The organism is Rothia sp. 11254D007BW (genome assembly GCF_053548195.1).
The window spans coordinates 1,674,173-1,700,607 of the sequence record NZ_JBPWPK010000001.1; the positions used below are offsets into that span (position 1 = coordinate 1,674,173).

A 26,435-nucleotide genomic window follows, 5' to 3' on the forward strand; every position below is an offset into this window, starting at 1 on the left:
GAGACGTTTAGTGGGCCATCGGTGCGTGACCGGCAGCAGCCTTACCCCGGGGCACCAGGAAGGCCACCACAATAGAGGCTAGGGAGAGGAAGGCGGCCACCAGGAAGGCCAGGTGGACACCGGCCATGTAGGCCTCCACCCCACTCCCGCCGTGGGCGGCCATGCCAACCCCCATCAGGGCCACAAAGGAGGCCGTTGCCGCCGCACCTGATACCTGCTGGAAGGTCGTCATGGCAGAGGAGCCAAAAGCGTGCAGTTCATGCCCCAGCGAGGCCAGGCCCACTGACATCATGGGGGTGTTGATGAGGGGCAGGGAGAAGGTCATAAGCATGTAGGTGGCGATAATGTACCAGACCGGGGTGGACGCCGAGAAGGTGCTCATCAGCCAGATGGAGGCGCTGAAGAGCAGGGCCCCAGGGATCACCAGGGTACGGGCACCGAAGCGGTCCGAGAGACGCCCAACAAAGGGGCTGAGCACGGCCATCAGCACCCCACCGGGCAGGAGCATCAGGCCGGTCTGTAGGGCGGTCATGCCCAGGACGTTCACGGTGTAGAGGGGGATCATGATAGCGGTTCCTAGCATGACGCCCATACCGACTGAGCTCATAATGACGGTCAGGGTGAAGGGGCGGGCGCGGAAGATGCGCATGTCCATGAAGGGGCCGCGGTCTTGGAGTTGGATCTGGCGCCACACGAAGAGGGCGATGAGGACGGCGGCTACAACAACCACAACCCAGGGGTTAACGGGCAGGTGGGCGCCACCGTGGGCTGAGTCGCCACCCATGGACGACAGGCCCAGCACTAGGCCGCCGAAGCCCAGGGTTGAGAGGACGATAGAGAGCAGGTCCAGCTTCTGGGTGCTGGCCCCGGGGGCCTCCCGGGGGGCCAGGCGCAGACCAATGAGGAGCGCGATGATTCCAATGGGGAGGATGAGCCAAAAGAGCCAACGCCAGGAGGCGGCATTGAGGATGATGCCTGAGACGGTCGGCCCGGCTGCGGGTGCTGCTGAGATGACCATGCCGATGATGCCCATGGCCTGGCCAATCTTACTGGGGGCGACCAGGCGCATCATGGTGGTCATGAGCAGGGGAATCATCACGCCGGTGCCGCCTGCCTGCAGGACGCGCCCGACCAGGAGCAGGGCAATGCCGGGGGCGATAGCCGCTACCAGGGTGCCCAGGGAGAAGAGGGCCATAGCCGCCACGAAAACCGTGCGGATGGAGTAGCGGGAGATGATGAAGCCTGAGGCCGGGGTCACCACGGCCATGGTCAGCATGAAGCCGGTAGAGGTCCACTGGGCGGTGGATGCTGAAATGCTCAGGTCTGCCATGATGTCAGGCAGGGCAACACCCAGGAGGGTTTCGTTGAGGATGAGCACAAAAGCCGCAATCACCATGATGGCCAGCAGCAGGAACTCGTGGCGTTCTAGCTTGTGGGCCACGGGTACGGACGCGGTGCCCGGGCCGGTTGAGACTGTTGGGTTTGTGCCAGTTTCAGGGTTCTGTGAGTGTGTTTTCGTTGAAGACATAGGCGTTAAGCCTACTCCTGTCTTACCTTTCGCGCAATAGCTGTTTGCTCACAGATATAGGTCACAGCACCCCGGGGCCCGCTAGGTCAGGGCCCCGGGGGCAGGCAGGTTTACCGGGCTGCGCGGACGGCAGTTAGCAGCTGGGCCTTGGTCATGGCGGACCGCCCTGGGATTTCAAGGCCCTGGGCCAGCTTGTAGAGCTGGTTGCGGGTCATTCCGTCCAGGGGGTCAGCTTCGTCGACCAGCAGGTTCTCAACGGCTAGCTTCTCTTCCGGGGCGGACGCCGGGGCGGCGGGGTCGTCAGCCAGGTTGGGGCTAGTGAAGACCTCTTCGTAGGTTTCTTCGGCGTTATCTGGCTCGTCCGCCTCTTCAGGGGCCAGGCCCTCGGACGCCCCTACCCCGGTGATAGTTTCGGGCAGGTCTAGCTCGGGCAGGGTTGAGTTCTCTTCAAAGGCGTCGATGTCTTCGGGGGTGACGGCCTCGGCGTCCAGGATGTCCTCGTAGGTGATAGGTTCTTCAGCGGGGGCGTCGACGGTAGCTAGAATCAGCTCTGCCTCACGCTGGGCTGCGCTCTTCTTGGCTTTTTTGTCAGTCTTCTTCGGCTCAGCTTTCTGGGCATTCTTAGGATCTGACTTCTTCGACTTTTTCTGGTCAGCCTTCTTTTCTGCCTGTGCCTTGTCGGCCCCCTTCTTGGTCTTGCCAGGGCGGGCGGCGGCGTCCTGGTCTTTCTTCTTGGCCTTTACGCTAGGCCGGTCAGCTTTTTGAGTGTCTTTTTTAGTTTTCTTTTGAGTGACCTTGTCGGGCTGGGGACGCGCACCGGCCGGGGTTTGACCCTTACCTTTACCCTTGTTTTTCTTCTGATTTTCCTTGTGATCTGCTTGCTGGGGCTTGTTGTCAGATATCTTTTGGTACGCCTTACCGACCAGCTCATACTTCTCCTCGAGTTTCTTCTGGGCTTTCGTGTGAGCCTTCTTCACGTCGTCGTGTTTCTTGAGGGCTTTCGTGTAGGCCTTGATGTAGCGTTCCTGGGCCTTGCCCGTGGAGCGCTTAAGTTCCTTGCTGAGTTCTGGCTTCTTACCCATGACGGTGCCTTTCGACGGCGGTGTTCTCGTATTATCTAGCCTAGTCCTCGGAATTCTTGTTAAGTAGCAGCGGCACGTTCCCTTGTCTTTGGACCGGAATGAGCCCAAAAATTGCCCATTTTTACCCCTTTTTTGAGCCCCATATGGTCCAAAGGGGGTGAGGGATGGACGCTCACGCTCTTAGCCGAACCGGCGTGACCCAGCTGACGGGGGCGCGTCCTGCCCCCTAAACTAAGGGGCATGAGTAACACCGGTATTGACACTAGCTTCCTCGACCCCGCCACCAACCCAGCCGACGACTTCTTCCGCCACGTCAACGGCACCTGGTACGACGCCCACGAAATTCCCGCCGACCGCTCCCGCGACGGCGGCATGTACTTCCTCCGCGACGCAGCCGAGGAACACGTCCGTGACATCGTCGAAAAATTTGCGGCCGACGAACCCACCTCCCGCATCGGCGCCCTCTACGCCTCCTTCATGAACACCGACAAGATCGAGCAGGACGGCATCGCTCCGCTCCTGGCCGAAGTTCAGCCCGTCCTCGACGCCGCAACCGCTGATGACCTCGTAGCTGTCATGTCCCAGCTTGATATTCACGGCCACGGCGGCCCCATCGGCTGGTACACCAGCATCGACGCCAAAAACCCCGACAAGTACGTCCTCTACCTCACCCAAACCGGCCTGGGCCTGCCCGACGAATCCTACTACCGCGAAGAAAAATACGCCGACCTGCGCGACGCCTACGTCGCCCACATCAGCCGCATGTTCGAGCTCACCGGCCTCGCCGAAAGCTTCGGCCTCGAACCTGCCGACGCCGCCCGCGCCGTCTTCGCCCACGAAACCGAACTGGCCTCCCATCACTGGGACAAGGTCAAATCCCGCGACGCTAACCTCCGCTATAACCCCGTTGCCGCCGCAGACCTGGATGACAAGTTCCCCGGCTTCCCCTTCACCACCTGGCTAGCAGGCATGGGTATTTCCACCGACAAGGCCGGCACCGTCGTCGTCAACCAGCCCTCCTACTTCGAAGCCGTCGCCCAGATGTGGACGTCCGCGCCCCTCTTCATCTGGAAGCTCTGGTACATCTGGCACATGGCCCACGCCCGCGCCCCCTACCTCACCGACGCAATCTCAGCCGAAAACTTCGACTTCTACGGCCGCACCCTCTCCGGCACCGAAGAGCAGCGCGACCGCTGGAAGCGCGGCGTCGGCCTGGTCGAAGGCTCCCTCGGCGAAGAACTGGGCAAGGAGTACGTCGCTGTCCACTTCCCGCCCACCCACAAGGCTGCCATGATGGAACTGGTCGAAGACCTACTCGAAGCCTACCGCCGCTCCATCACCACCCTGGACTGGATGACCGACGAAACCCGCGCCCGCGCCCTTGAAAAGCTGGGCCAGTTCGTCACCAAGATCGGCTACCCCGACAAGTGGCGCGACTACTCCACCCTGGAACTCACCGATGACCTCTTCGAAAACCTGCGCCGCTCAGGCCAGTTCGAGCACGAGTTCCAGGTTGCCCGTATCAACGAGCCCGTTGACAAGACCGAGTGGCTCATGACCCCGCAGACCGTCAACGCCTACTACATGCCCCCGGCCAACGAGATTGTCTTCCCCGCCGCAATTCTGCAGGCCCCCTACTTCGACGTGGACGCAGACGCCGCCGTCAACTACGGCGCTATCGGCGGCGTCATTGGCCACGAGATCGGCCACGGCTTCGACGACCAGGGCTCCAAGTACGACGGCACCGGCGCGCTCAACAACTGGTGGACGGACGCCGACCGCGAAGAGTTCTCCGCCCGCACCAAGGCCCTGGTGGAGCAGTACAACGGCTACACTCCCACCGGCCTGGACCCCGAGAAGTTCACCGTCAACGGCGAACTGACCCTAGGCGAAAACATCGGCGACCTGGGCGGCCTCTCCATCGCCCTTAAGGCCTACCAGATTTACCTGGAACGTCAGGGCCTCACCCTTGAGACCGCCCCCGTCCTCGACGGGCTCACCGCCACCCAGCGCGTCTTCATCTCCTGGGCTCAGGGCTGGCGAATGAAGACCCGCCCGCAGACCGCCGAAATGTTCCTGGCTATCGACCCCCACTCCCCCGAGGAGTTCCGCGTCAACGGCGTGGTCCGCAACATCGACGAGTTCTACACCGCCTTCGACGTACAACCCGACAACGCCCTCTACCTGGCACCGGAGGAGCGCGTGCGTATCTGGTAGGTGCAGGGGGCTTTCCCCGGAAGGCGACTGGCTGGATGGAGTGAGCGGGTGCGCCAGCACACGAGAGTGAACGGAATCCGCCGTCAGGCGGGGCATGAATCGAGGGAGCGCGCCAGCGCGAGCTCGAGAAGGTTAGTCGCCGGAGGGGAAAGCCCCTGCACCCTTAGTAGTATGTGTGTGCCCGAGCGCTAGGACATTGCGGGGACGTCCCAGAGGTTCAGCACGGTGCCGATGCCCTTACGGACGGCGTTGCGGTAGACCACGGTGCCCCAGGCGACGTCCTCAATGGGCATGCCGCCGACGGAGTAGACGGTGATTTTTTCTTCGTCGTCCTCGGGGGCGGGGTGGTTGAGGGCTTCGCCCATGTCGCGCAGTTCTTCTGGGGCCATGAGGCCGTTGTGGATGCGGTCGTTGAACTTGCAGCCGACGATGGAGACGTAGTTGTGGGACTTGCCAGGTTCGGTTTCTTCGGCCCAGGCGTCGTACATACCGGCGTTGTCGACGAGTTTACGCACGTCAGGTTCGAACATGCCCTCGTCGAGGTTGCAGGCGGCGGGCATGGCGAAGAAGGCTCCGGGCTTGACCCATTCGCGGCGGACGGTGGGGTAGGTTTCGGGGTCGCCCACGTGGATTGAGGTGCAGAAGGTGACGATGTCTGAGTCGCGCACAACTTCTTCGAGTTCTTCAACGGCGATGACGTTCATGCCGGGGTAGGTTTCTTCGGCCCAGCTGATGAAGGTATCGATGCCTTTTTGGGAGCGGCCGAGCACCTTGATGGTTTCGACGGTGGGGCGGGCTTCGATGAGGGCTGCGACGGTTGCTTTGGCGATGACGCCGGGGCCCAGCAGGCCGAGCACCTTTGCGTTTTTGGGGGCGAAGCGGCGGGCGCCGACGCCGGAGGCGCAGCCGGTGCGGTAGGCCGAGAGCAGATTGGCGCTCATGTAGGCGAGGGGGGCGCCGGAGGTCGCGTCATTGAGGGTGAGCATGAGAATGGAGCGGGGCAGGCCAATCTCGCGGTTGTCGATGTTAGAGGCGTAGGTTTTGACGCCCATGGTGCGGAAGGAGCCGCCCAGGTAGGCGGGCATGGCAACGTAGCGGCGGTCGGGGCCGTCGGCGGGCATGCCCTCGTGGGCGGGGTTGACGGGGAACTGTACCTTAGCGCCGTGGGATTCGCCGTTGTGGCCGGCCATGCGGTAGTCGCCGCGGGCGTGCAGGGCCAGGGCTTCTTCCATGGCGTCGGTGCAGGCGGCGACGTCTTCTACGCCCGCTGCAATCATGTCGGCTTCTGAGAGGTAGCGGAAGTCGATGCGGGGGAAGACGGGGTTGAGTTCGGGGTCAACGGCTGCGTTGAGGTAGGCGTCGTGTGAAGTCAAGCGGGGGATCTCCAACTGTGAGTGTTAAAAGTTCAGACGAATCAACATAACACTTTTGCCGGGTGCAGATAAATGAGTTTTTGGGCATACCTGGCAGGTAGTAGGGCCCTTTTCCGCATGCTTTCGCCGTGGAGCAGCTTAACCTGATAGACAGGTCATTGAAGAATTCATGCGATGTTAAGCAAGAGGCGGTAAGGTCGTCTCTGTATGCGTCTCACCACGGTGGGTAGTAGCCCACCCGCACCAGTCCCGAGGAGGCCCCGTGAACCCCACCCCCAGCGTTCTTTTTATTTGCCAGTCCAACAAGGGTAAGTCGCAGATGGCTGAGGCCCTGATGAACCTTCATGCGCAAGGACGCGTGCGCGCGACGTCTGCGGGTACCAAGGCTGCGGTGGGTAGTGCGGTGAACTCTGAGTCGGCCGCTTCACTGGCCGAAATTGGGGCCGATATGAGCACAGGTACCCCCAAGTTCGCATCCGCTGGGGATCTAGCTGCCGCAGACCGCATCGTTATTGTGGGGGCTGCTGCCCAGCTTGAAACCGATGACCCTGAGATCCTGGCTAAGACTGAGCGTTGGGAAACCGTAGAGCCCTCCCACCAGGGTATTGAGGGTGCAGAGCGTATGGCCCTGATTCGCGACGATATTGATCACCGCGTCAGGGCCCTGCTCGACGAACTCACCCGCTAGGGCTTTATTTCAGCACGGTGAGGGTCATGGGGTAGGTGAAAACTTCACCGCTATTGGCCTTCACCGCTGCAAGAATGTGCACAACAATCAGGGCTACCCATACCGCGATGAAGACGATCCAGGTAAATAGTCCTGCCAGCCCGAAGGTCGCAAATGTCAGCACCCAGGCGGCGGTATTGATGATCCAGAGGGTGAAGCTGAAGTTAAAGGCACCGGCAGCAGCCACACGCACAAAGGCGTACCCCGGCTTATCCTTGTAAATTGCCCAGAAAATTAGAGGGCCCACAAAGCTCGCGAAAGATGCGGTCAATACCAGGCCCAGCAGACCTGAGAGGTGGGCGAACGTAGCCAGGCTCTTAGCATCAGCCGGAATGACGTTGCCGTAGGCGTCGTAGGTTGGGGTAGAAAAGTTAGGCCCTGGCCCATTCTGATTGCCGTAGTTACCGTAGGGGTTCTGGTTCTGTTCAGTCATGGTTGTATCTCCTTCGTCGTCAGTGTTCTACTTTTCACTGTAGTCAACAGACGGGCTCAAGTGGGTATAGGCAGATACATGCGTATGCGAGTTCATACTCTGGGTGGAGAGTTAACCGGTGCGTTACGTCCTAACGGTAAGACCGGGGCATGCCGGGCAGTAGCATAGAGTCATGCGCGATTTACAGGCTCACATCATTGAAGAACTGGGCGTGAAGCCCTCCATCGACCCGGCTGAGGAGGTGCGCAAGCGCGTCCAATTCCTCGTGGACTATCTCAAAGCCACCGGCACCCGCGGTTTTGTGCTTGGCATTTCGGGCGGGCTGGATTCTACCCTGGCCGGACGCCTGTGCCAGCTGGCTGTGGAGCAGCTGGAGCTAGAGGGTGTTGAGGCTGAGTTTATTGCCGTCCGCCTACCCTACAAGGTGCAGGCCGACGAGGACGACGCCCAGGCTGCCCTGCGCTTCATCATGCCCCAGCAGACCGTCACCTATAACATCGCAGAGGCTGTTGACGGCTTTGAGTCCGCTTTTACTACCGCGACCGGCCGCCCCATTGCTGACTTCAACAAGGGCAACGTGAAGGCCCGTGCCCGCATGATTGCCCAGTACGCCCTGGCGGGTGAGAAGAACCTGCTGGTGGTCGGCACCGATCACGGCGCTGAGGCTGTCACCGGCTTCTTTACCAAGTTCGGTGATGGTGGAGCTGACATCATGCCTCTCTTCGGTCTGAATAAGCGCCAGAACCGGGCCCTGCTCAAGGTGCTAGGGGCTGATACCCGCCTGTGGGAGAAGGTACCCACAGCCGACCTGCTCGACGGTAAGCCCGGCCGCACCGACGAGGACGAGCTGGGCGTCACCTACGACCAGATTGACGACTACCTCGAAGGCAAGGACATCGACCCGGCGGCAGCAGAAAACATCGAAGGTAGGTTCTTGCGGTCGCGCCACAAGCGCACCACCCCGGTCACGATTTTTGATTCCTGGTATAGGCAGTAAAAACGGCCAGGTGCACCAGGCAGGCGATTGCCAGGCCCAAGGCTAGGCCGCCGACCACGTCGGTAGCCCAGTGCACCCCCACATAGATACGGGAAAACCCGATGGTCACCGCGAGGACGCCGAGCCCTACTCCCAGAGCACGGCGTCCTCGCTGCATCAGGGCGGGGTAGGCGGTGAGGAAGAGGGCAGCGCAGAAGGCAGCGGTGCTGGTGGAATGCCCCGACGGGAACGAGAAGGTCAGCTCCTCAACGAGGCGGTGCGTGAGGGAGGGACGCGGACGGTCCACAAGGTTTTTGATGAGGGTGACGGTGAGCGGGGCCAGGATCATGGTTACGCCCAGGGTCGCCAGGGGCCAGGCAGAGCGGTAGCGCCAGATGAAGAACCCCAGAGCCACCAGCACATAAATCGTCATGGGCAGGGTGTTGAAGGCCTGGGTGAGCACCGAGAAAAAGGCATCGAGCGCACCCGTGCGCCAGGTCAGCGACGCCTGCCAGACGGCGTTATCCACAAGGTTAGTGAGGGACTGCGCGTTGACCAGCCACATTGCCACAAAAACCAGAAAGCCCGTGAGGCTGGCACGAGCCAGACGGGCCCGGAGCCCCGCCAACTCGCCGGGGGCAGGTGCGGGCGCGGGGGCGTCCTTGCTCGCAGCGGGCGGACGGACGCGCACCCCACCGGTACGGGGCGATTCGGGGATGTGGTTCACGGCTACCTCTCTTCACGGGGGCACCTCTAGATTACCGGCTCACCCCGGACCGTCCAGTCTAGCTGCCTGCTTGCTAGAGAGCCGGGCAAGTAAGCTGGTGCTATGTCTGATACACCCAAAGAGTTTTATCTCGATAAATCCGACCCGGCAGCCTGGGCAGCCTTTGGTGCACTGAGCAAGCAGGCAGGCGAGTCAGCCCGCGCAGCGGGCCTTGATGACCAGCTCATCGAACTGGTCTGCCTGCGTATCTCGCAGATTAACGGCTGCGCCTACTGCCTGAAGGTGCACACAAAGCGAGCCATCAAGGCGGGTCTGAGCGAGAACCGTCGGGCCCTGGTGAGCGTCTGGGAGGAAAGCAGCGAATACAGCCTCACTGAAAAGGCGGCGCTCTTCCTGGCTGAAACCGTTACCAAGCTCCCCTGCCCCGAGGACCGCGACTTTGCCCGCACCTACGCCCGGGGTGTGCTCACTGACGAGCAGTACAGTGCCGTGCAGTGGCTAGCGATTTCTATGAACGCAGCTAACCGGATTTCGATTATGTCGCAGCACCCGGCCTAGCCACCCACCCGGGAATACCTGAACGGGAACACGGTTGAAGTAGGTAGACCCAACGAAAGGACTTCCCTATGAACGCAACCCTTGAGAACCCGCGTGTTGCTGAGCGCGACGAGGACGGCCGCGGCGCCTACGAAATCTTTGCCGACAGCTCCGGCAGCCCGGTTGGCTTCACCCAGTTCTTCACCTACACCGAAGGCGGGGTCAACCAGCGTATCTTCCCCCACACGGTGGTGAAGGAAGAATTCGGCGGGCACGGGCTGGCATCCAAGCTCGTCAAAAGCGCCCTCGACCAGGCCATTGAAGCCGGGTACGAACCGGTCATTGTCTGCCCTTACATCAAGAGCTGGGTGGAGAAGCACCCCGACTACGCCGATAAGACCCGCAAGCCCGAACCTGCCCACCTGCGCTTTTTAGCGAAGGCAGTGCGTGGCTAAGACGCCTTCACTCAGCCTAAACATTTACGTAGAAGCGACGAAGGTTCACAGCGAAGCTGCTGGCTCGGGGCTGGCGTGAATCGCTGGTGATGAGCACCGAGATTCCGAGCGTGCGAGGAAAATAAATCTCGGTGCGAATCTGGCGAGCTTGCGAGCCAGCTAGCGAACCAGCGAGAGGGTCGGCAGCGAGCGTGAACCTTCGTCGCTTCTTTCCGTGTTAGACCCGGTAGAACCCCTCAATCGCGCGGGTCAGGTGGGCCATGTCGGCTACGGTGGTGAGTTCGCGGGCTGAGTGCATGGAGAGCAGGCCGACGCCGACATCCACGGTGCGCATACCCAGGCGGGTGGCGGTGATGGGGCCGATGGTGGAGCCGCAGGGCACGTTGTTGTTGGAGACGAACTCCTGGTAGGGCACCTTGGCCAGGGCGCAGGCCTGGGCGAAGATTCCGGCGCCGACGGCGTCGGTGGCGTAGCGCTGGTTGGCGTTGATTTTGAGCAGGGGCCCGCCGCCGGGCACGGGGCGGACGGTCGGGTCGTGGTGCCCGGCGTAGTTGGGGTGCACCAGGTGGCCAGCGTCCGAGGAGAGGCAGACCGACTCAGAGATAGAGCGGCGGTAGGCTTCGGCGGACTCGCCGCGGGCTTCGGAGAGCCGAACCAGGACGTCCTCAAGGAAGGGTCCGGCAGCCCCGGAGCGCGATTCTGAGCCGATTTCTTCGTGGTCAAAGGCGGCGAGCACGGCGGTCTGGGCTGACTTTACCCCGGCCTCGGCGTAGCGGATGAGGGCGGTGAGGCCGGCGTGGACGGAGCTGAGGTTGTCCAGGCGACCTGATGCAAAGAGCTCGTTGTTTTCGCCGAAGACGCGGGGTTCGGCGGAGTCGGCGAACATGAGGTCGTAGCCCACAATGGTTTCGGGGTCGATGGGCCCGCCATCGGCACGTTCGGCCAGGTAGGCGAGCACGTCGCCGGTGGAGTCGCCGAAGCCCCAGACGGGGTAGAGGTTGCCCTGCTTATCGAGTTTGAGGCCCTCGTTGGCGGCGCGGTCCAGGTGGATGGCGAGCTGGGGGACGCGGGCGATTGGCCCGGTGGCGACCAGGCGGGTTTCGAGTGCCCCGTCGACCAGGACGGTGAGGCGCCCGGCCAGGCGCAGTTCGCGGTCGAGCCAGGAGTTGAGGAGGGGCCCGCCGTAGACTTCGACCCCCACCTGGTTCCAGGTCAGGGTGCGTACGGAGGACTTGGGCTTGACCTTGAAGCCCGGGGAGTCGGTGTGGGCGCCCAGCACCCGGTAGCTTTCGTGGGCTTCGGTGCCCACCCAGGCGATGATGGCCCCGTCGCGCACCACAAAGTGCTTGCCGGTCGCAGCTGTGCTACCCCAGGCGTCCTGCTCGCTCAGCTCTGTGAAACCGGCAGCGGTCAGGCGGCGGGCGGCCTCGGCCGCCGCGTGGAAGGAGGTGGGGGACGCGGTGACGAAGGCGGCTAAATCATCAATGTTGGTTCGGGCATCGAAGGTCTGTGAAAGAGTCATAGACCACATTTTACCGGACAGGTTGCGGCTCTTCAGGGTGGCCTTCCTTGACCCAGACCAGGGCTGGGCGGGCGCGTTCCAGCCCGCGACGGTTCGCCGCCCAGATAACGACCAGCACGAACAGGCCGTTCGACACCAGCGACGAGATAAACATGCCCACGGTGGAACCTTCCTGCAGGAAGGGATCGGCCATGCCCAGCACACCGAAGCTCATGGCCAGCAGGTTGTTGACCACGTGCAGGGCAATCGCCGCTTCGAGCCCGCCGGTACGCCAGGTAATGTACCCGGCGGCAAGACCCATGACCAGTACAGAGAGCTGCCCCCACAGGTCGTAGAGGTGCCCCAGCATAAAGAGCGGGGCCGGAATCACAATGGCCCAGGCGGGGTGTTTCAGCCAGCGGCCGATGGTCTGCATGAGATAACCGCGGAAGACCAGTTCTTCAGCGTAAGCCTGCACCGGCACCACCAGGGCGATAGCGACCAGCATAGCGATGAGGCCGCTCACCGGCAGGGTCGTGCTGGGAACGTAGCGGGCCCCCAGAGCCGTATCAAAGGCGAGGGGCAGGGCCACAATGAGCAGGGCTGCTATCCCAAAGCAGGTAGCCAGCCAGCCCCAGCGCATACGCCCGGCGACCGAGTGAATCAGGCCCCAGGGCTTAGGCCCCAGAATCAGGCGGGCAAGCCAGAGGGCAGGGAACATGAGGGCTACAGACCCGAAGAGAAAGACGAACGTGGCGGGGCTCCGCAGGGCCTCTTGTTCAAGGATTCCCGGGCTCGCAGCGAGGATGAGGTAGCTGGGGTCAGCGGGCAGAGCGGGGTCAAGGCCCAGCAGGAGCACGAAGAAGAAGGCAACAACCAGCAGCAGGGAGAGCACCAGGTAGAGAGGCACCCCGATGACGGCTTCAACCAGGGGCTTCCACCAGGCACCTTTAGGGTCGGCGTGGGAAAGCCGGTGGTAGCCCAGACTCTGCTTCTCTTGCCGATAGCCGGGGCGCCAGCCGACCGGCGGCAGGGGCACCGGGTTCGGGTGGGTTGCTAGCGGGTGGGCGGACGCCGGCCCGTAGTCCGGTGCCACAGTCTGCGGTGGGTTGGGGGCGGGTGTCTGCCAGGGAATACGGGGGTCGTTGGGTGTGCTCATGCCTCTACCCTACAGGGCAGGTTTACAGAGAAAACCGAGGAAGGGCTTTCTTACACAGGTCTAACGCTCGAGAATTTTAAGCAACCGGTTAAGCGATTCAACTGACTCAGCATCTGAAGACGCACTCAACGAACCCTGAATTCCTTTTTTTAGTCGATATTTTTGTTTACCGCTTAACCCAACTATGCGTCTTCGCTCCGTTACACTGAGAACTTTACTCAGCAGAGCTATATCTGCAAGGTGACGGCTTTTATCAGTATCCCCATTATTCAAAAGTGCAGAGCATTTCCCATATAAAGCTCCTAATGCTGTCGGGCGGTTAACGGTGCCTTGACGCTCGTTCACCTGCACCAGCACCTTTTCGACATCAAATAAAACGAATTGGGCTCCCCGCGTGGGCAAAAGCTTGCCAAATCCCGGGTAGTTCCACGATAGCGTCCTCAAGCTCAACCCAGAGGGAACAAGAACATCAATCTGAGCTCGGCCTCGCACCCACCGATGGTTCTGCCCGCTTGCGTTATGTCCATCTACAGAAAAACCAACCCGGTCAAGAGCCTCATAAAACTCGGAGACATTTGCACGACGGGCTCTTACATCAAGCACAACGTCGATGTCGTTTGTTGCCCGCGCGCCAAGGTGCCGCCTTTCTTCAAGAAGAAGTCTCATGAGACTTCCACCGGTTATCGCCCACCCATCTGGCATTTGGAGGGCAATATCAAAGAGAGCCCACCAGGTCTCTTTTTCAGCTTCACTAAGAGCATTGATTTTAACGACGTTAGTCTCCATGGCCGAGTCCTTGTTGCATTACTTGCGCAAAAAGTTCCCGCGCACGAGTTTGTGAACGAGGAGTAGCATCCTCATAGAGATCAGCGGCAATATGCAGACGTGAGATGTTCTTAGGTACATCCCCTACTCTAAGCCGTACATTATGGTGTGCTTTCGTTGCTGGAGATAGAGAGTAGAAAAGTACGATATCTTCTAGCTGTTCCCTGGATACGTAGGCATCAACGAGAGTTCCGTTTATTCCTGCTAGCGGGTTACTAACGCCGGTGAGCTGTGAAGCAAGCTCTTGAGAAAGTTCAGCAATCTCCTGGTGGGAGAGCAAGAAGTACTGCACATCGAGATCTGTTCTACGAGCAAAACCAAGAAAACGGCTAAAGCCTTCTACTTTTAGCTGCTGAAGTCTTTGTTTAGCCCGGTGCTTGCGCTGAGGTGGAAGTTCTGGGGAAAAATTGTCAGCAATAAGAGCTAAGTCGTTAAAAGCCCGAGTTGAGAGGGGGCGACCAGCAGATAACTTTTCAGCAGGTGAGGGATCTTCTTCGATAACCCACTGATTTCCAAATTTATGTGCCTTTATCAGCCCACGCTGAGCTTTGGATCGCACTGCTCTGGGGGTTATGCCTGCTTTTTGGGAGTAAGCTTCAACGGTTATCATTTCATAATTGTACCGAAGCCGGCATAGTTATGAAATATCTCTCTCCGTTTAGGTTCCGCTTTCAAAGCGTTAAACCGCCTTACTCCCCTAAATTTCAGGCGTCCTTATGAAAACTTGCACGTCACACGGCCTTGAGGGCAGAAAACTAGCTGGCGAGCGCCCGCCGGTAGCGCACCGCAACCGCGACCCAGAGCAGCACCGCTGCGGTGAGGCAGATGATGGGGGCAGAGGACGCTGCCAGGGCGGCCTGGCTGAGCTCGTCGAGGTTGTGGGTGGTGGGGTCCAGGCGAATGCCAATGCGCATGGGCCCGTAGATGAGCCCGGCGAAGCCGATGATCGTTAGGGCACCGGCCAGTAGGCGAACCGCGCGGGGGGCGAGGGCGAAGAAGGTGGGGAAAGCATCCAGCCAGAAGGCGGCAATCAGCAGGGGTAGCCAGATGTTGTGGTGGGACCAAGAAATGGGCGACATGGCCATCATGAGAAACCCGTTGAGGGCTATCTGGGAGAGCACCATGCCGTGGCGGTGCAGCACCGGAATGAGGTAGGCTACGCCCACCAGCAGGGCCAGAATAAGGCCGTAGCGCAACGCCGAGAGCAGCGGCCCTTCAGCAAGTCCCAGGTGCAGAAGCCAGCCCAGGGTGGAGATGTTATCGACATAGGCGATGTTGCCCACGCGGGAGGGGTCTGAGATGGCGAAGAACCAGAATTCGCGGGCGGTGGCGGGCATGAAGATGAACCCTGCCGCGACCGTGGCTGCGAAGGTGACGCCCAGGGTAAGCACCCCCTTGATGTCCCGGCGCATGAGCAGGATTAGGCCGAAGGCCAGCGGGGTGAGTTTGATACCGCCAGCGATACCGATGAGCACGCCGCGGGGCACCCGGGTGGCTGGGCGGAGCAGGTCGATGAGCACCAGCAGCAGGATTAGGGCGTTGATTTGGGCTAGGCCAATACCGCGGTCCCAGGGGCTAAACATGGTGATGCAGGTAGCCATCACTACAACCGTCGAGCGGCTACCCAGCAGAGCCTCGCCGGGTACGGTGATTCCGCGAGCGCGCGCGTGGTTAAGAATCAGCACCGAGATCCAGAGGGCTGCCAGGACGGCCAGGAGGGTCATAGCCCCGGCACCGGCCCATAGGGGCAGGAAAGCGAAGGGGGCGAAGACCATGACCGCAAAGGGCGGGTAGGTGAAGGGCAGGGTGATGGGCTGCCCGTCTTCGAGGTAGTAGTTGTAGAGGGTCTTGCCGGGGTAGAGGTCGCCGAAGACTACGCCTGCGCCGGTGCGGTAAACCTCGAAGTCTTGGCCGTTGAGGATCATGGAGTGGCGGATGTGCCACTGCATGACCGCTAGGAAGAAGATGCCGGTGAGGGCCGGCCAGATGATGTGCCGGGCGGGCAGGCGGGTAGTGAGGCTGAAGAGGGGCACCTGGGGCTACTTTTCGGTGGGGGCTGCGGCGTCCTGATCTGCAGTTTTGCGGACGGCTACCAGGTTGGTGCCGCGCTTAGTTTTGGCGCGGCCGGGTAGGCGTTTGGCAGGACGTTCCTCGGCGGCTTTCTTGGGCAGAGCGGCGATGCGCAGGGCGAGTTCGAGAACGAGCAGGCCGAGGGCTGCGTAGAAGACGTAGTAGGAGGGGTAGAAGTAATAGAGGCTGGCGCTCCACCCGGCGATGGTGGCGCCCAGGGCTACGACGGCGAGGGCGGCGATGATGATGTGGGCGAGGGGGAAGGCGCCGTTGTTTTCTTTGTTGCGCCAGGTGATGTAGATGGCCATGAGCGCAAAGAGTACGGGGAAGAAGATTTGACCGGAGAGGGCCATGGTGTCTTCGGTGTAGCGGAAGATACCGAGGGCCTGGACGATGGCGGTGGCGGCAAGGATGAGGGAGGCAGGCAGTGTTTTCACGGGAAACCAGTCTACCGGCTAGGCGGTGATGAAGTAGGTGATGGCGCAGATAGTGAAGATGGTGCCGGTGGTGAGGGCTGCGGCGAGTTCGATGAGGATGCCGATGCCCATTGATTTGAGGGCGGCCAGGGTGCTGCGTGCTGAGGTGGCGATATCGCCCTGGCTGCGCACGGTTTCGCTGAGCAGCAGGGCTACCGCGAAGCCGACGAAGAGGCCGACGACGGGGATCACGAACATGCCGATTACCGCGCCGAGCACGCCCCAGAGAATAGAGCGGTTAGGAATGGCTCGCTGTTTGAGGGTCTTGCCGGTGAGTAGGGCCTGGGCGGCCATGCCCGCAATCATGATGGGAAGGCCTAGGCCGAGGAGCCACCAGCCTTCCGGCCCGCGCAGGGTAAGCCCCCAGAGCAGCACACCGCCGAGCACGGCGAAGGAGCCGGGCAGGATGGGGTAGACGATACCGACAATACCGACGGCAATGAGGACGACGGCGATAAGGGTCATCACGATAGCTAGGGTCATACTGTTCAGTTTACCGGTGCGGTTACTGGCAAGCATTGGGCATGCCGAAGCCTATTGGCCGGGGCTGGCGTGAATTGCGACGAGCCCCCAGGCGAGGAGCAAGAGGGTCGATAGGCAGAGGTATGCCCAATGCTTAGCTATCTCATCGTAAAACCACACTGATATAATCAGCATTACACATACAAGTTTTGGAGTAGAGATGCCAGATAAGGACGCCGCCCCCCGCCCCGGTTACCGCGAGCAGCTGACCCTGGGGACGCGTCCGCTCGATGCCCCCGGCGCACCTATCACCGACCGGCAGGCCCGCGATATCGCCACCGGCCGCCGCACCTGGCACCGCAGGGCTTCTAAGCCGGTGTCCCTGTGGATGTTCGCCCTGTTCATTGTGCTCATGACCCACCGGTGGGTTCCAGAGTCTCTTTGGCTGATGGTTCACATGGTCACCCTGGGTCTCATCACCAACTCGATTCTGGTGTGGTCCCAGCATTTCACCGAGGCCCTGCTCAAGCACAAGCTCCCCGACACCGCTCGACCGGTGCAGCTGGCCCGTATCTATGCCCTCAACGCCTCGATGGTGGTGCTGATGGTGGGTGTGGTCTTTTCTCTCTACCCGCTGACGGCGCTCGGATCGGTGGGCGTGGGCGCTGCGGTGACCTGGCACGGGGTTGCCCTGCTACAGCAGATGCGTGCTGCCCTACCTGCCCGCTTTGGGGTGACGATTCGCTATTACATTGCGGCCTCCTGGCTTCTGCCGGTGGGTGCTACTTTTGGTGCCCTGCTGGCCTATGACGGGTTGAGTGCCACCTGGCACGGTCGTCTTTTGCTGGCCCACGAGGCTATCAATGTGCTGGGCTTTGTGGGTATCACGGTGGTGGGTACCCTGATGACCCTCTGGCCTACCATGCTGCGCACGGTTATGGTGCCGGACGCCGTTGCCCGCTCTACCCGCGCCCTGGCAGGTCTGTGTACGGGGCTGGGGCTCACCGTGGCAGGTGCCCTTATCGGCCTTACCTGGCTGGCCGTTGCCGGTCTGCTTCTCTACGCAGCCGCCCTGGCGCTCGTCCTTACCCTGATGGTGCGCACCACCACCGCCAAGAAACCCTCCGACTACGCCACCTTCTCAGTAGCCGCCGGTATGATCTGGCTGACCGTCGGCGTCCTCTTCTCCGCCTACCTGGTGGCAACCTCCCCCTTTGACTCCCTGACCCTGCGCCCGGTCACCCCCATGTTTGTTGCCGGTTTTCTAGCCCAAACCCTGCTGGGTGCCATGACCTGCCTACTGCCTGCCCGTATGGGCGGCGGCCCCAAGGCCGTCCGCGCCGCCAACAAGGAGTTCAACCGTTTCGCGGCGGGCCGCACCGTCATGGTCAACCTCTCCCTGCTCATCTTCATCCTGCCGGTTGCTCTCACCGGCTCTTGGGTGCGCACCGGCGTCTCCCTGCTCGGAGCCTTTACCCTCTTCGCCTTCATCCCCCTCATGATGCGCGGGGTGCGGGCCTCCGTCAGTGCGCGCAAGGCCATGATTCAGGCCCGGGCCCGCGGCGAGGCCCCCACCCCCGACCCCGAGGCACTCACACCGACTCCCGTACCCCACCTGCGTAATGCCCTCATCGGTGCCCTGGCTGTGGCTCTGATCGTAGCCTTAGGGGTCGCGGTTGACCCGGCGGCACGCGCACGACTTGCCGCGCCATCGTCCGCCGGGAGTGCCACCGGCCAGACCACCACCCTGGCCGTCGAAGCCACCGCCGACATGCGCTTTACCCCCGACACCGCAGAGGTACCGGCAGGCAACCGCCTGGTCATTGAGGTCACCAACACCGACACCAAGAACGCCCACGACCTCACCTTCTCCAACGGAGCCACCACCGGCCGCATCGACCCCGGGGCAACCAAGAGCGTGGACGTCGGCATCATCACCGGTGACCTAGAGGGCTGGTGCTCGGTTGTCGGGCACAAGGCTATGGGCATGACCTTCACGGTGGTAGCAAGCGGGGCGGACGCCGCCCAGGCGGGCACCAGCGCCGCCGACAGTTCAGCCCACGCCGGGCACAGCACCGGCGGGGTGACCGACTCGGTACTAGCCCCCACCGATATTGACCTGCAGGGCGATATCTCTGAAAGCTACCAGACCCGCGACGCCACCCTGGCTCCCGTAGCCGACGGTGAAAGCATCGACGGTCGCACCGTGCACCGCCAGACCCTGGATGTGCAGGAGCTCCCCCGTGAAATCGCCCCCGGGGTCAATCTCAACGCCTGGACCTTCAACGGCTCCTACATGGGCCCCACCCTGCGCGGGCGCGTGGGTGATATTTTTGAAATTACACTCGTCAACAACGGGAGCATGGGGCACTCGGTAGACTTCCACGCCGGAACCGTCTCCCCCGACGAAGTTATGCGCACCATCGCCCCCGGTGAATCTCTCACCTACCGTTTTGAAGCCGTGCGCTCGGGTATCTGGCTCTACCACTGCTCCACCATGCCCATGAGTACCCACCTGGCAACGGGCATGTTTGGGGCGGTCATCATCGACCCCGCCGACCTGCCCCAGGTCGACCGCGAATACCTGCTGGTGCAGTCAGAGGTAGCCCTCACCGAAACCACGAGCACCCAAACGTCCACCACCGACCCGGGCGAGGGCGTCCTCACCGACATCTCCCCCGAAGGCCTCGCCGCTGGCACCCCCACCCTCACCCTCTTCAACGGCCACGCCACCCAGTACCTACGCGACCCGCTCACCGCCCGCGTCGGCGAGCGCGTGCGCATCTGGGTGCTCAATGCCGGGCCCAACGGGGAGCTGAGCTTCCATGTGGTGGGTAGCCAGTTCGACACGGTCTACAAGGAAGGCGGCTACCTACTACAGGACGGCGTAGACGCATTTGGTTCCAGCGGGGGCGGCGCCCAAGCCCTCGACCTTTCAGCCGCCCAGGGCGGCTTCGTCGAAATGGTCTTTGCCGAACCGGGCACCTACACCTTCGTCAACCACAACTTTGCCGCCGCCGAACGCGGGGCCCGCGGGCAGATTGTCGTCACCGGAGAATAAGAAAAGCGCGCCTGTGCGGGCAAGAAAGTTTTCCAGTAGTCTTGACCTGATGACAAGTGAACGCACCAAGCCCAACCTCGCCCTGCGCATCGGCGCGGGGCTGGTCGCGCACTGGCAGATTGTGGCATCGGCGGTGCTGATGTCGGCCGGTGTCGTGGGGCTTTCTGCTACCTACGAGGACTACTGCGGGCAGACCGACCTGACCTACGCCCCCACAGAACTGCGGGACGACATTGAAGCTGCCGCCCAGGTTTCCGGTTTCCGCGCAGGCGTGCTGGCAGCCCAGCTCGAAACCGAATCAGGCTGGGTCACCACCGCCCAGTCCCACGCAGGCGCTCACGGTCTAGCCCAGTTCACCCAAGACACCTGGGACATCTGGGGCGAGGGCGATATCAACAGCCCCGAAGACTCCATCGCCGCCCAGGGTCGCTACCTGGCCTACCTTTCGGAGCGCCTAGCCCCCTATGCCTCGGCTGAAACTTCGCTTCAGGATATTGTTCTAGCTGGCTACAACGCCGGGCCCGGTGCAGTCGAGGAATTTGGCGGCATCCCACCCTACTTTGAGACCCAAAACTACGTGGTCAAAATTGACGAGCTCGCCGCCACTAAATACGCGGTGACCTGCGCACCCGACCCCAGCTTCAAGCAGGCTACCCTGGTGCGCTAGGGGAGCCGTAAAATAAACATCTGTTATACATGTTTTGGCTTCTGTGGGCGATAATGGGAAAACCTAACCATTAAGGAGATTCCCGTGACCGCTTCGTCCGTTCCCTCAGATCAGCTCTTCCCGCAGGGCAAGCCCGCCCCTGCCGGTTCTTTCACCGGCCAAGCATATATGCACCCGCTGGCACCCAGCAGCCAGCTCCAGTCGCTAGCCGTTACCTTCGAGGCTGAAGCCCGCACCAACTGGCACACCCACGACGTCGGCCAGCTTATTGTGGTGACCTCCGGCATCTGCATTTACCAGCTCGAAGGCCAGGAACCCCAGACCCTCACACCCGGTGAGGCCTTCTTCTTTGAACCGGGCGTCAACCACTGGCACGGAGCCACCAGCGACGGGCCCATGACCCACATCGCCGTCACCCCCTTCAACGAGGAGGGCGAATTCGTTAACTGGGGCGAACCCGTCGACGAGGCCACCTACACCGGCTAGACCCGATACACCTTCAACAAGGACGCCGCCACCTGCTCCCCTGCCCTCAGGCAGGAAAAGCGGGTGGCGGCGTCCTTACTCAGAAGCCCTACCGGGGAAGCCTAGCGCTTCTGGTAGAGGGCCTTCTTCTGGAACTTGGGGTCAGAGGTGACCAGCATGCCCAGGGAGCGGAAGATTCCCTCGTCCACCGAGCCCAAGATGGTGGTGGTGTGTACGTCAGCGCCACGCAGGTTCTTAATCTGCTCAAGGGCAGCGCGGGCATCCTCGTCGTGGGCCGCAGAGGTTGAGAGGGCAATCAGCACCTCGTCGGTGTGCAGGCGGGGGTTCTGGCTACCCAGGTGCAGGGTCTTCAGGCGCTGGATGGGTTCCAGGGCCTCGTTCGACAGCAGGTGCTTGTTGTCGTCCAGGCCTGCCAGGTGCTTGAGCGCATTGAGTAGGGCAACAGCCGAGCAGCCAAGCAGGTCGGTGGTCTTACCGGTGATGATGGTTCCATCTGCCAGCTCGATCGCCGCACCGGGGGCGCCGGTGGTCTCTTCGCGCAGGCGGGCGGGGGTGACAACCGGGCGGTCAGTTGCCTTGATACCGGCCTTAGCCATAACCACAGCAGCGCGGTCTGACTGGGTGGAATCCAGGCCGCCGCGGGCCTCGTCCACCAGGGCCTTGAAGTAGCGGCGGATAATCTCCTGCTCAGAGGCATAACGGCAGGCGGCGTCATCAGTGATGCAGTTACCGGCCATGTTCACGCCCATGTCGGTGGGCGACTGGTAGGGGGTAGTGCCGGTCATCTTCTGCAGCAACACCTTGAGCAGCGGGAAAGCCTCAACGTCGCGGTTGTAGTTGACGGTGGACTCACCGTAGGCGGTCAGGTGGAAATGGTCAATGACGTTGGCGTCATCAAGGTCAACGGTGGCAGCCTCGTAGGCCAGGTTAACCGGGTGCTCCAGGGGCAGGTTCCAGATGGGGAAGGTCTCGAACTTGGCGTAGCCAGCCTTCACACCGCGCTTGTTCTCGTGGTAGACCTGCGACAGGGCGGTTGCTAGCTTGCCGGAACCGGGGCCGGGGGCGGTAACAACCACCAGGTTACGGGTGGTTTCAGCGAACTCGTTGCGGCCCAAGCCCTCCTCGCTCACGATCAGGTCGGTGTTGGTGGGGTAACCGGGAATGACGCGGTGACGCGAAACCTTCAGACCCAGACGCTCCAGGCGCTGCTTGAAGGCAACGGCCTTGGCGTTGTCATCCTCCATCTGGGTGAGCACCACGTGCTCGACCAGGAAGCCGCGCTCACGGAAGACGTCGACCAGGCGGAGCACGTCATCTTCGTAGGTGATGCCCAGGTCAGCGCGGATTTTGTTGCGCTGCAGGTCTTTGGCGTTGAGGCAGATGAGAATCTCTACCTCGTCGCGGATTTGCTCCAGCATCGCAATCTTGTTGTCGGGTGTGAAGCCGGGTAGCACACGGGAGGCGTGCATGTCGTCAAAGAGTTTGCCACCCATTTCGAGGTAGAGCTTGCCGCCGATTTCTTCGCGGCGCTCCTGGATGTGTCGAGACTGCATCTCGATGTACTTCTCACGGTCAAAGCCAATTTTGTTCACCATGGAATTCAAGCCTATCAAGCCCAAGGGTGCGGACGCTCGCGCCCCGACCGCGTGGCGGCGGTGAGGGCGGGCACGTACAGTACCCCGGTGGAATTTACTGCACGCTTTCTCTAGCTGTGGGTCAGTTGGTTAACTCTCTGATTTGATAGGCCGAGCAGCTTTGCCGTTTCTTTTTGGTTATACCCGCGGTCAAGAAGCCCTTGCACGGTCTGCCGAGCCAGCCGAGCCGCAATAGCTTGCTCCTCACGAGCTTTACGGTCGCGCTCTTTTGAGCCTTCCCAGATAATCCTGATATCTGCGGGCATGATGTAGTCAATGAGCAACCTGTAGCTACCGGGCTTCTGCTCGGTCACCAGCTCAATCACTTCCTGGGCAGCGCGCTCAACATCATCAAGTTTGGCAGCTTGACCTGCGCTGTCGAGGCTAGGGATATCAACCAGCCACCAGCGTCCGTCCTTACGGGCTGTTGCTTTAATTTCTTGCATTTTTCTACCTCCAGTCATGAGCCTCAGGCGGCAGTATTTTAATAAGCTTCTATCGCTTGCTCATTTTTAAAATCTATACCCCCTTGATTGAAAAATCAAGGGGGTATAGATGATTTACTTCTCTAGGTGCAACAGCCGCTCGGGGTAGTCGGTGAAGACGCCGGTGGTGCCCCAGTTTTTGAGCTCGTTGGCGCGGGCGGGGCTGTTGACCGTCCAGACGTTAACCTCATACCCGGCTTCGCGCAGGGCGCGGACGGTCGCGCGGGTCAGGCCCCGGTCTTCCAGGTGGGCGGCGCTGGCGTCGATGAGTTCTAGAACGGAGCGCCAGTCAGGCTGGAACATCTCGGTGACGAAGAGGGCCCCCACCGCATACTGCGGGGCGCAGCGTTTGAACTCGGCCAGGAGCAGGTGGTTGAAGGAGGAGACGATCACCTCCCGCTCCGACTGCAGGTGGGCTAGCTCTTCGATTACTCTATCGATGAGTAGGCGGGAACGCCCTGCCCCCTGCTCGTTAGATTTCAGTTCGATATTGAGGTTGAGCCCGCGTTCATTGGCCAGCTCAATCAGCTGGGCCAGGGTGGGCACCGCCTCCCCCGCCGTGTCGGGCGAAAACCAGGCGCCGGCGTCCGCCCCGGAAAGCTGCTCGGCGGTGTAGCCGTAGAGGGGGCCGGTGAGGTTGGTGGTGCGGTCGAGGTCGGTGTCGTGCAGCAGGACGGGTGTGCCGCAGGCGGCGATGTCAACGTCGGTTTCGACCCAGGTCGCGCCGGAGTCAGCGGCGGCAGTGAAGGCGGCGAGGGTGTTTTCAGGGCGGGTTCCGGACGCCCCGCGGTGAGCAAAAATACGCATGGCACCAGTATGGGGCAGGGAGGTTAACGAAAGGTGCCCCGCCATAGGCCTCTGTGCAGGGTTCTTGGGCTGTGTGCAGGGAAAACTCTGCACACAGCCCAAGAACCCTGCACAGACGAATGCGACCTCTTTTCCCGCGCGGGTGACGCTTGAACACCCGCTCGGGAAAAGAGGTCGCATTCGGCAAAGAACTCTAGCCCTTCAAAACCTCAGCAAGTCTCTTCACACCCTCGGTCAGGGCGTCCGGCTCGATGGCTGAGAAGGCGATACGTAGCTGGTTAGCGCCGGGGTTCCGCGAAACACCATCTGAACCAACCACCGGCTCATAGAAAGCCGAGCCGGGAATGAAGACCACGCCGGCCTCGATGGCGGGGGCGAGGGCGTCCGTTGCATCCTCGTACTTACCGCCGGCGGGCAGGGTCAGCCAGGTGAAGAAGCCGCCCTCGGGTACCGTCCAGGTGGTGCCCTCGGGCATGTACTTCTCGCAGGCGTCCAGCACGGCCTTGCAGCGGGCCTCATACAGGGCAGCGGTGGCGCGGGTATGGGACTCCCACAGGCCCTCGCTCATGAAGCCCAGCACCAGGCGCTGCGACAGCACCGACGGGCAAATCATCACGGCCTCACCCGCGATCTGCAGGAACTTCCGCACGCGGAAGGGGGCGACCATCCAGCCCACGCGCACGCCGGGCGAGAAAACCTTCGAGAAGGAGCCCAGGTAGAGCACGTTCTCGGGGTCAAGCGAGTAGAGGGAGCGGCGGCGTTCCCCGGTGAAGGAGAGCTGGCCGTAGGGGTTATCCTCAACGATCAGCACGTCAGCTTCACGGCAGACGCGCACCAGCTCGGCGCGGCGCTCATCCGACAGGGAAATGCCGGTGGGGTTCTGGAAGTTAGGGATGGTGTAGAGGAACTTAACCTGCTTACCCTCAGCCCGAATCGCCTCAATAGCCCGAGCGACGGCGGCGGGATCGAGGCCATCCGCATCCAGGGGTACCTGGCGGACGTCCGCCTGGTAGCCCTCAAAGACACCCAGGGCGCCCGTGTAGGTGGGGCCCTCCGCCAGGATCACGTCGCCGGGGTTGACGAAGAGTTTGGTGGCCAGGTCCAGACCCATCTGGGAACCCGCGGTCATCTGAATGTCATCGACGGCAGGGCGAGCGCCCTCAGATTCCATGAAGTCGCAGACTAGCTCGGCCAGGGCCTCAAGGCCGGCACCTGAGCCGTACTGCAGGATTTCCAGGCCCTCTTCTTCGATAATGCGGGCGCTCATAGCCCCAAGTCGGTCGAGGGGTAGCAGGTCTAGGTCGGGGTTGCCTCCTGCCAGGGAAATAATGCCGGGGCGCATGGCCACCTCAAAGACGTCACGCACAGCGGACGGGCGGAACCCGGCGGCGCGGTCAGCGAAGTGGCGCATGATGCGGGCTTCGGCAGGGTTGGCTTCGGCCAGTAGGGCTGCAATCTTGCTCATGGTTACTCCTTGCCGCCGTAGGTAATGTCGGCGACGCCGGACGCCGGTGAGGTCGGCTCAGCCCCCACACCGGCGGCGTGTAGGGAGATGAGTTCGTAGACGGTGTGGGCGGCGGCGATGCCGGTCAGTTCGGCGTGGTCGTAGGCCGGGGATACTTCCACCACCTCGGAGCCCACCAGGTTGAGCCCACGCAGGCCGCGCAGGATTTCCAGCAGTTCTCGGGAGGTGATGCCGCCTGCTTCGGGGGTGCCGGTGCCGGGGGCGTGGGCGGGGTCGAGCACGTCGATGTCGATGGAGATATAGAGTGGCTTATCGCCAATGCGCTCTCGCAGGAGCTCAACGACCTTCTGCACGCCCAGGTAGTAGACGTCCGCGCTGGTGACGATGCCAAAGCCGAAGCGGGCATCGTCCTCAAGGTCTTCGGTGCCGTAGAGGGGGCCGCGGGTGCCTACGTGGCAGAGGGCGTCGGTGTCGAGCAGGTCTTCTTCGAAGGCGCGGCGGAAGGGGGTGCCGTGGGTGTATTCGGCACCGAAGTAGGTGTCCCAGGTGTCCAGGTGGGCGTCAAAGTGCAGCAGGGCGATTTTGCCGTGTTTCTTGGCCAGGTTGCGCAGGTTGGCGAGCGCAATGGTGTGGTCGCCGCCGATGGTGACCAGGCGGGCGCCGTCCTTGGTCAGTTCGTGGGCTCCTGCCTCGAACATGGCAAGGGCTTCTTCGATGTTGAAGGGGTTGCCGATGATGTCACCGGCGTCGGCCACCTGGGCTTCCTTGAAGGGGGAGATGTTGGCAGCCGGGTTGAAGGGGCGCAGTAGGCGGGAGGATTCGCGCACGTGGTTGGAGCCGAAGCGGGCGCCGGGGCGGTAGGAGACGCCAGAGTCCCAGGGCATACCGGCCACGACGATGTCGGCTTTCTCGACCTCGTCTAGGCGGGGCAGGCGGGCGAAGGTGGCAAGGCCGGCCCAGCGGGGTACTTCGGCGGCGTTGACGGGGCCGACGCGTTCGACGCCGTCGGCTCCGGTGGCGATGACGCGGTTGGGGTCAGCTGAGAAGAAGGCTTGAGTCACGGGTTCTCCAAGAGGGTTAGGACGCGGGTAGCTGGCTTAGTGCGCGGGGCAGGTTGGGTGCGGGCTGGGCCCGGTGTTAGTGTGGCCGGGCGCACTAGAATCGCTACCACTATAACCCGCCTGCGGGGCAGCGGCGGGGCAGGTTCTCCAGCTGGCAGACATGCTCTACCGATACTTATTCAGGTGCTAGTAAAGCTATGCCAAGCCGCCGAGGGCACCCG

The 26,435-nt window shown here is 62.0% G+C and carries 25 protein-coding genes; 8 read left to right on the plus strand and 17 right to left on the minus strand.

From position 1 onward, the window contains the following. Positions 1-7: 7 nt before the first annotated feature. Complete coding sequence (locus ACEE43_RS07475; protein ID WP_449107641.1) at positions 8-1,528, minus strand: MDR family MFS transporter; 1,521 nt, start codon at positions 1,526-1,528, stop codon at positions 8-10. 110 nt (positions 1,529-1,638) lie between these two features. Then, positions 1,639-2,610 (minus strand): hypothetical protein, encoded by a 972-nt coding sequence (locus ACEE43_RS07480; RefSeq protein ID WP_449107642.1) that lies wholly within the window; start codon positions 2,608-2,610, stop codon positions 1,639-1,641. 240 nt (positions 2,611-2,850) lie between these two features. On the opposite strand from ACEE43_RS07480, the gene ACEE43_RS07485 reads away from it, so the two are divergent. Continuing rightward, entirely contained in the window at positions 2,851-4,827 is a 1,977-nt protein-coding gene (locus ACEE43_RS07485) for a M13 family metallopeptidase (protein ID WP_449107643.1), read from the plus strand. A 188-nt stretch (positions 4,828-5,015) separates the two neighbouring features. Here the strand turns inward: ACEE43_RS07485 and ACEE43_RS07490 are convergent, their stop codons facing one another. Continuing rightward, a complete protein-coding gene (locus ACEE43_RS07490) occupies positions 5,016-6,200 on the minus strand; it encodes a tyramine oxidase subunit B (protein WP_449107644.1) in 1,185 nt (394 codons plus the stop codon). A gap of 262 nt (positions 6,201-6,462) precedes the next feature. Between ACEE43_RS07490 and ACEE43_RS07495 the strand changes: the two genes are divergently transcribed. Next, positions 6,463-6,888, plus strand: a complete 426-nt coding sequence (locus ACEE43_RS07495) for an arsenate-mycothiol transferase ArsC (RefSeq protein WP_449107645.1) — start codon at positions 6,463-6,465, stop codon at positions 6,886-6,888. 4 nt (positions 6,889-6,892) lie between these two features. Here ACEE43_RS07495 and ACEE43_RS07500 read toward each other — a convergent pair whose 3' ends face one another. After that, on the minus strand, positions 6,893-7,360 hold the full coding sequence (locus ACEE43_RS07500; protein ID WP_449107646.1) for a DUF4870 domain-containing protein: 468 nt from the start codon (positions 7,358-7,360) through the stop codon (positions 6,893-6,895). Between the two features lie 172 nt (positions 7,361-7,532). Between ACEE43_RS07500 and nadE the strand changes: the two genes are divergently transcribed. Beyond that, positions 7,533-8,357 (plus strand): ammonia-dependent NAD(+) synthetase, encoded by an 825-nt coding sequence (nadE, locus tag ACEE43_RS07505; protein WP_449107647.1) that lies wholly within the window; start codon positions 7,533-7,535, stop codon positions 8,355-8,357. Here the strand turns inward: nadE and ACEE43_RS07510 are convergent. Continuing rightward, positions 8,326-9,063 (minus strand): phosphatase PAP2 family protein, encoded by a 738-nt coding sequence (locus ACEE43_RS07510; protein WP_449107648.1) that lies wholly within the window; start codon positions 9,061-9,063, stop codon positions 8,326-8,328. The two genes, nadE and ACEE43_RS07510, sit on opposite strands and share 32 nt — an antisense overlap. A 102-nt stretch (positions 9,064-9,165) precedes the next feature. Between ACEE43_RS07510 and ACEE43_RS07515 the strand changes: the two genes are divergently transcribed. Both ACEE43_RS07515 and ACEE43_RS07520 read left to right on the plus strand, forming a co-directional pair. Then, a complete protein-coding gene (locus ACEE43_RS07515) occupies positions 9,166-9,621 on the plus strand; it encodes a carboxymuconolactone decarboxylase family protein (RefSeq protein WP_237186266.1) in 456 nt (151 codons plus the stop codon). A gap of 68 nt (positions 9,622-9,689) precedes the next feature. Then, the gene (locus ACEE43_RS07520; RefSeq protein WP_449107649.1) at positions 9,690-10,055 is read left to right on the plus strand and encodes a GNAT family N-acetyltransferase; all 366 of its coding nucleotides are present in this window, start codon (positions 9,690-9,692) and stop codon (positions 10,053-10,055) included. Between the two features lie 217 nt (positions 10,056-10,272). On the opposite strand, the gene ACEE43_RS07525 is transcribed toward ACEE43_RS07520, so the two are convergent. From ACEE43_RS07525 to ACEE43_RS07555, 7 genes are all read right to left on the minus strand, one after another. After that, positions 10,273-11,577, minus strand: a complete 1,305-nt coding sequence (locus tag ACEE43_RS07525) for a M18 family aminopeptidase (protein ID WP_449107650.1) — start codon at positions 11,575-11,577, stop codon at positions 10,273-10,275. Between the two features lie 10 nt (positions 11,578-11,587). Beyond that, positions 11,588-12,715 (minus strand): CPBP family intramembrane glutamic endopeptidase, encoded by a 1,128-nt coding sequence (locus tag ACEE43_RS07530; RefSeq protein WP_449107651.1) that lies wholly within the window; start codon positions 12,713-12,715, stop codon positions 11,588-11,590. A gap of 60 nt (positions 12,716-12,775) precedes the next feature. Further along, positions 12,776-13,501 carry a hypothetical protein gene (locus tag ACEE43_RS07535; RefSeq protein WP_449107652.1) on the minus strand — a complete coding sequence of 242 codons (726 nt, stop codon included), beginning with the start codon at positions 13,499-13,501 and terminating at the stop codon, positions 12,776-12,778. Next, positions 13,491-14,150, minus strand: coding sequence for a hypothetical protein (locus tag ACEE43_RS07540; protein ID WP_449107653.1), 660 nt, complete (start codon positions 14,148-14,150; stop codon positions 13,491-13,493). Before ACEE43_RS07540 ends, ACEE43_RS07535 begins: the two co-directional genes overlap by 11 nt. 145 nt (positions 14,151-14,295) lie before the next feature. Then, a complete protein-coding gene (locus ACEE43_RS07545) occupies positions 14,296-15,573 on the minus strand; it encodes a glycosyltransferase 87 family protein (RefSeq protein ID WP_449107654.1) in 1,278 nt (425 codons plus the stop codon). 6 nt (positions 15,574-15,579) lie between these two features. Continuing rightward, positions 15,580-16,047, minus strand: coding sequence for a hypothetical protein (locus ACEE43_RS07550; protein ID WP_449107655.1), 468 nt, complete (start codon positions 16,045-16,047; stop codon positions 15,580-15,582). 18 nt (positions 16,048-16,065) lie between these two features. Then, entirely contained in the window at positions 16,066-16,569 is a 504-nt protein-coding gene (locus tag ACEE43_RS07555) for a DUF456 domain-containing protein (protein ID WP_237209743.1), read from the minus strand. Positions 16,570-16,768: 199 nt separating this feature from the next. Here ACEE43_RS07555 and ACEE43_RS07560 point away from each other — a divergent pair, with 199 nt between their 5' ends. The 3 genes from ACEE43_RS07560 to ACEE43_RS07570 all read left to right on the plus strand — a co-directional run bounded on the left by ACEE43_RS07560 (position 16,769) and on the right by ACEE43_RS07570 (position 20,762). Next, positions 16,769-19,609, plus strand: coding sequence for a multicopper oxidase domain-containing protein (locus ACEE43_RS07560; protein ID WP_449107656.1), 2,841 nt, complete (start codon positions 16,769-16,771; stop codon positions 19,607-19,609). Between the two features lie 49 nt (positions 19,610-19,658). Then, positions 19,659-20,276 carry a lytic transglycosylase domain-containing protein gene (locus ACEE43_RS07565; protein WP_449107657.1) on the plus strand — a complete coding sequence of 206 codons (618 nt, stop codon included), beginning with the start codon at positions 19,659-19,661 and terminating at the stop codon, positions 20,274-20,276. A gap of 84 nt (positions 20,277-20,360) precedes the next feature. Next, on the plus strand, positions 20,361-20,762 hold the full coding sequence (locus ACEE43_RS07570; RefSeq protein ID WP_449107658.1) for a cupin domain-containing protein: 402 nt from the start codon (positions 20,361-20,363) through the stop codon (positions 20,760-20,762). A 101-nt stretch (positions 20,763-20,863) separates the two neighbouring features. Here ACEE43_RS07570 and ACEE43_RS07575 read toward each other — a convergent pair whose 3' ends face one another. From ACEE43_RS07575 to speB, 5 genes are all read right to left on the minus strand, one after another. Beyond that, on the minus strand, positions 20,864-22,357 hold the full coding sequence (locus ACEE43_RS07575) for a DUF1846 domain-containing protein (protein ID WP_449107659.1): 1,494 nt from the start codon (positions 22,355-22,357) through the stop codon (positions 20,864-20,866). 110 nt (positions 22,358-22,467) lie between these two features. Continuing rightward, the gene (locus ACEE43_RS07580) at positions 22,468-22,842 is read right to left on the minus strand and encodes a hypothetical protein (protein WP_237199268.1); all 375 of its coding nucleotides are present in this window, start codon (positions 22,840-22,842) and stop codon (positions 22,468-22,470) included. Between the two features lie 114 nt (positions 22,843-22,956). Continuing rightward, positions 22,957-23,688 carry a glycerophosphodiester phosphodiesterase family protein gene (locus ACEE43_RS07585; protein ID WP_449107660.1) on the minus strand — a complete coding sequence of 244 codons (732 nt, stop codon included), beginning with the start codon at positions 23,686-23,688 and terminating at the stop codon, positions 22,957-22,959. A 193-nt stretch (positions 23,689-23,881) separates the two neighbouring features. Next, on the minus strand, positions 23,882-25,153 hold the full coding sequence (locus tag ACEE43_RS07590; RefSeq protein WP_449107661.1) for an aminotransferase-like domain-containing protein: 1,272 nt from the start codon (positions 25,151-25,153) through the stop codon (positions 23,882-23,884). Between the two features lie 2 nt (positions 25,154-25,155). Then, the gene (speB, locus tag ACEE43_RS07595; RefSeq protein ID WP_449107715.1) at positions 25,156-26,175 is read right to left on the minus strand and encodes an agmatinase; all 1,020 of its coding nucleotides are present in this window, start codon (positions 26,173-26,175) and stop codon (positions 25,156-25,158) included. Positions 26,176-26,435 lie beyond the last annotated feature (260 nt).

What these genes read in the sequence shown, in the direction of transcription:
- ACEE43_RS07475 (WP_449107641.1), bottom strand. Translation starts at nt 1,528, where the DNA reads ATGTCTTCAACGAAAACACACTCACAGAACCCTGAAACTGGCACAAAC.
- ACEE43_RS07480 (WP_449107642.1), bottom strand. Translation starts at nt 2,610, where the DNA reads ATGGGTAAGAAGCCAGAACTCAGCAAGGAACTTAAGCGCTCCACGGGC.
- ACEE43_RS07485 (WP_449107643.1), top strand. Translation starts at nt 2,851, where the DNA reads ATGAGTAACACCGGTATTGACACTAGCTTCCTCGACCCCGCCACCAAC.
- ACEE43_RS07500 (WP_449107646.1), bottom strand. Translation starts at nt 7,360, where the DNA reads ATGACTGAACAGAACCAGAACCCCTACGGTAACTACGGCAATCAGAAT.
- nadE (WP_449107647.1), top strand. Translation starts at nt 7,533, where the DNA reads ATGCGCGATTTACAGGCTCACATCATTGAAGAACTGGGCGTGAAGCCC.
- ACEE43_RS07515 (WP_237186266.1), top strand. Translation starts at nt 9,166, where the DNA reads ATGTCTGATACACCCAAAGAGTTTTATCTCGATAAATCCGACCCGGCA.
- ACEE43_RS07520 (WP_449107649.1), top strand. Translation starts at nt 9,690, where the DNA reads ATGAACGCAACCCTTGAGAACCCGCGTGTTGCTGAGCGCGACGAGGAC.
- ACEE43_RS07525 (WP_449107650.1), bottom strand. Translation starts at nt 11,577, where the DNA reads ATGACTCTTTCACAGACCTTCGATGCCCGAACCAACATTGATGATTTA.
- ACEE43_RS07530 (WP_449107651.1), bottom strand. Translation starts at nt 12,715, where the DNA reads ATGAGCACACCCAACGACCCCCGTATTCCCTGGCAGACACCCGCCCCC.
- ACEE43_RS07535 (WP_449107652.1), bottom strand. Translation starts at nt 13,501, where the DNA reads ATGGAGACTAACGTCGTTAAAATCAATGCTCTTAGTGAAGCTGAAAAA.
- ACEE43_RS07540 (WP_449107653.1), bottom strand. Translation starts at nt 14,150, where the DNA reads ATGATAACCGTTGAAGCTTACTCCCAAAAAGCAGGCATAACCCCCAGA.
- ACEE43_RS07555 (WP_237209743.1), bottom strand. Translation starts at nt 16,569, where the DNA reads ATGACCCTAGCTATCGTGATGACCCTTATCGCCGTCGTCCTCATTGCC.
- ACEE43_RS07560 (WP_449107656.1), top strand. Translation starts at nt 16,769, where the DNA reads ATGCCAGATAAGGACGCCGCCCCCCGCCCCGGTTACCGCGAGCAGCTG.
- ACEE43_RS07565 (WP_449107657.1), top strand. Translation starts at nt 19,659, where the DNA reads ATGACAAGTGAACGCACCAAGCCCAACCTCGCCCTGCGCATCGGCGCG.
- ACEE43_RS07575 (WP_449107659.1), bottom strand. Translation starts at nt 22,357, where the DNA reads ATGGTGAACAAAATTGGCTTTGACCGTGAGAAGTACATCGAGATGCAG.
- ACEE43_RS07580 (WP_237199268.1), bottom strand. Translation starts at nt 22,842, where the DNA reads ATGCAAGAAATTAAAGCAACAGCCCGTAAGGACGGACGCTGGTGGCTG.
- ACEE43_RS07585 (WP_449107660.1), bottom strand. Translation starts at nt 23,688, where the DNA reads ATGCGTATTTTTGCTCACCGCGGGGCGTCCGGAACCCGCCCTGAAAAC.
- ACEE43_RS07590 (WP_449107661.1), bottom strand. Translation starts at nt 25,153, where the DNA reads ATGAGCAAGATTGCAGCCCTACTGGCCGAAGCCAACCCTGCCGAAGCC.